This is a genomic window from Microbacterium sp., from assembly GCF_052102115.1.
Classification (GTDB): domain Bacteria; phylum Actinomycetota; class Actinomycetes; order Actinomycetales; family Microbacteriaceae; genus Microbacterium.
In genome coordinates this window covers 1-3,277 of record NZ_JBQDVP010000113.1, presented here as the reverse complement: position 1 = coordinate 3,277, position 3,277 = coordinate 1, and the positions used below count along the sequence as shown (strand labels likewise).

Below are 3,277 nucleotides of genomic sequence, written 5' to 3'. Positions count from 1 at the left end.
TGAGGGATGCCGCAGCCACCGACGCGTTGTCGATGATCCGGTTGATGATCATGTCGACGACGTCCTGCTCGACCTCGACGGTGTCAGTGGCGACCTCGGCGATCTTCCAGGCCAGCTGCTCCTTGCGGGGCAGGTCCTCTTCGCTCTTGTAGACGCGGACGTGGTGGTTGACGGTCATGACTGTCCTTCCGTAAGGGAATCGAGGATGCTCGTGAGGGCGTTCCGCAGGTGCACGTGGGTGGCGTGGGCGGCGAGGTCGCCGTCGCGCTCGGCGAGCGCCTCGGCGATGAGCCGGTGCTCGGCGACGGAAGCCGTCAGCCGTTCGCGATTGTCGCGCGCCATCCGGCGCACGCGCACGAGGTGGGTGCGGACGGTGCGCAGGGCGGCGGCGATGTAGTCGTTGTCGACGGCGGCATCGACGGCCGCATCGAATCTCGCGATGAGCGCGTAGTAGTCGTCGCGCCCGGTGGCGGCGTCGAGGGATGCTCCGGCGCGGGCGAACTCGTCAGCGAGGGCACGGAACAGTGCGGCGTCTCCGCGTTCTGCGGCCAGGCGTGCGGCCGACTCCTCCAGCGCGCGGCGGATCTCGAACAGTGAGCGGATGTCGCCCGCCTCGATACCCGAGACGACCGTGACCCGCGGTGACTGCTGCTCGACGAGCCCGTCGGCGCTCAATTGCTGAAGCGCTTCGCGCAGCGGTGTGCGGCTGACGCCGAGCCTGGCGGCCTGCTCGACCTCGGCGAGAACGGCACCGGGGGCGAGCGCGCCGGACTGGATCTCCTCGAGCAGCGTCGCGTATGCGCGGTCGCTGGCTCGGGTTCTCTCGATGGGAGTCGTGCGCTCGACTGTGGTGCTCACACGGCTAGTGTATACACAAATAGCCTCACGGGGCATCCGTTTCTGTTCCGAGCCACCGAACGTATACACGCTCCGGTCGCAGAACGTACACGTTCCGGTCGCAGAACCCGCCGCTCTGAGCCCGGAAAAGCGGCAGGAATCGCGACCCGAACGACAACCAGGCAACCGGCACGGCCAGTCTCACCCGACCGTGGATCGAGATCAAGAGGGTTCGGCGATGTCCTCGGTGGGCGTCGCGAGCGCAGGATCCCCGGAGACGGATGCCACCGAAGCCGCCGGTTCTCCGAGCTTCACGACCACCACGCCGGCCAGCACCAGTGCCGCCCCGACCCCCTGCACCGCGTTCGGCAGCTGTCCGACCAGCAGCCATCCGAACAGCAGCGCCGCGATGACTTCGGCGAGCGCGATGAACGAGGCCAGCCGAGAACCCAGCAGTCGCGTCGAGGCGATTCCGAGCACGTACGCCAGGGCGGTCGCGATGAGCCCGATGGCCAGCACCGGCACGAACCACGGCACGGTTCCGAACCGATAAGTCACATCATCGGTATTCCACACCATCGGCAGGATGCCGACGAGCCCCGCGGCCGTCAGCCCCACCGCGCCGACGAGGAGCCCCGCCCCCGCCAGTGCGATCGGCGGAAGCCCGGTGTCGCTCTTCGCCGACAGGATGAAGTACGCCGCCGCCCCGACCATCGCACCGAACGCCCAGAGGATGCCGCCGACGTCGACGCTGCGACCCGAGAGCACATCGAGCATGAGCACGAGACCGGCGAACGCGATGACGGCGCCGAGGATGCTGCGCCGCGTCGGCTTCTCGCCACGACGCACCCACAGCCAGAGCACGACCGCGATCGGAGCGGTGTATTCAATCAACAGGGCGAGTCCGACATCCATCACGGCGACGGCCTGGAAGTAGAACAGCTGCGTGGCCGTCACAGCGAGCAGGCCATAGGCGCCGATCGTCCAGAGGTTGCGGCGCAGCAGACCCCAGCGGCCGCGCAGCGCGACGACGGTCGGGATCAGCAGCACGAGGGCTGCGACCCAGATCCGGACGGTCACGGCGGCACCCGGTGTCCACCCCGCGTCGATCAATCCGCGCGCCCAGGCTCCGGACATCCCGAACGACAGCGCCGCCGCGATCGCGAGCGGCAGTCCGAGCCGCAGCCCCGATCGTGCACGCGTGTGATCTGTCGAACCGCCCATGATGGATGACGCTACCTCCTCGACATGGTCCTCACCGAAGAACGCCTACCGCGACGTCTGGCCGGGCTCACAGCCGGTACGCTCAGTCTTCATGACCCAGTCCCCCAGCGACGGACGCGACGGCGTCGTCATCATCGGCAGCGCCTCAGTGGATCTGACGACTTTCTCCGCTCGTCTGCCCGCCAGAGGCGAGACGATCCTCGGCGAACAATTCACCCTGCTCCTCGGAGGCAAGGGTGCGAATCAGTCGGTCGCCGCGGGGCGTGCCGGCGCGCGCACGAGCTTCGTCGGATGCGTCGGTGATGACCTGTTCCACGACATCGTCGTCGACAGCCTGACCGGCGCCGGGGTCGACCTCGCGCACCTGCGCACCGTGCCCGGGCCCACCGGCATCGCCCACATCCGGGTGGACTCCTCGGCTCAGAACGACATCGTCATGGTTCCGCTCGCGAACGAGCACCTCGACATCGCGCAGATCGACGCCGCCCTCGAGGCTCTCGCACCGACGAGCTCGGTCCTGCTCACCCAGCTCGAGACCCCGATCGCCCTCACCGCCCACATCGCGGCACGCGGCCGGGAACTCGGATTCACCGTCATCCTCGATCCCGCCCCCGCCGCGCCGCTCCCGGACGATATGTGGACAGACGTCGACATCGTCACACCCAACGAGACCGAGGCATCGGTGCTGACCGGCATCCAAGTGACGGATGCTGCGACAGCCGAACAGGCCGGGCGCTGGTTCCTCGATCGGGGAGCGCGCGCCGCGGTCATCACGCTCGCCGCTCAGGGCTCGTGCGTCGTGACTGCCGAAAGCTCCACGACCGTGCCGCCGCTGCCCGTCGAGGCCGTCGACACCACCGCGGCCGGTGATGCGTACGCGGGTTATCTGGGCGCAGCGCTCGCGGGCGGAGCATCCCTCACGGAGGCGGTGCGCCTGGCGACCGCGGCCGGTGCTCTCACCGTGACCAGGCAGGGGGCGTCCCCCAGTCTTCCCGTCCGGCGCGAGGTCGATGAGCTCCTCGCCGCCCGCGGATCCGCCCCATCGGACACCCATCCCTGACGGCACCGCGCCCGCGGATGACCCGGCCCCGAGCATTCGGGCGGGTACAGTCTCTGACTGAGGCAACCGTACGCATCGGAAGGGACGACGATGGCTGGCAGCGCCACATCCGACCAGACGTCAGACGACGAGAGCACCGGGACCGAGACGGGTCCC

General features: G+C 68.9%; 3 protein-coding genes and 1 pseudogene. 1 reads left to right on the top strand and 3 read right to left on the bottom strand.

The window, feature by feature from the left end; all coding sequences use genetic code 11:
- The 3 genes and pseudogenes from ACTICP_RS16170 to ACTICP_RS16160 all read right to left on the bottom strand — a co-directional run.
- Positions 1-178 (bottom strand): annotated as a pseudogene (locus tag ACTICP_RS16170) (MmgE/PrpD family protein); the annotation flags it as partial.
- Entirely contained in the window at positions 175-858 is a 684-nt protein-coding gene (locus tag ACTICP_RS16165; protein WP_441894105.1) for a GntR family transcriptional regulator, read from the bottom strand. The gene ACTICP_RS16165 and the pseudogene ACTICP_RS16170, both read right to left, overlap by 4 nt.
- 201 nt (positions 859-1,059) lie before the next feature.
- Positions 1,060-2,061: an EamA family transporter gene (locus tag ACTICP_RS16160; RefSeq protein ID WP_441894103.1), complete on the bottom strand. Its 1,002-nt coding sequence runs from the start codon at positions 2,059-2,061 to the stop codon at positions 1,060-1,062.
- A 91-nt stretch (positions 2,062-2,152) separates the two neighbouring features.
- Here ACTICP_RS16160 and ACTICP_RS16155 point away from each other — a divergent pair, with 91 nt between their 5' ends.
- Entirely contained in the window at positions 2,153-3,121 is a 969-nt protein-coding gene (locus tag ACTICP_RS16155) for a ribokinase (RefSeq protein WP_441894101.1), read from the top strand.
- The last annotated feature ends 156 nt before the right edge of the window (positions 3,122-3,277 follow it).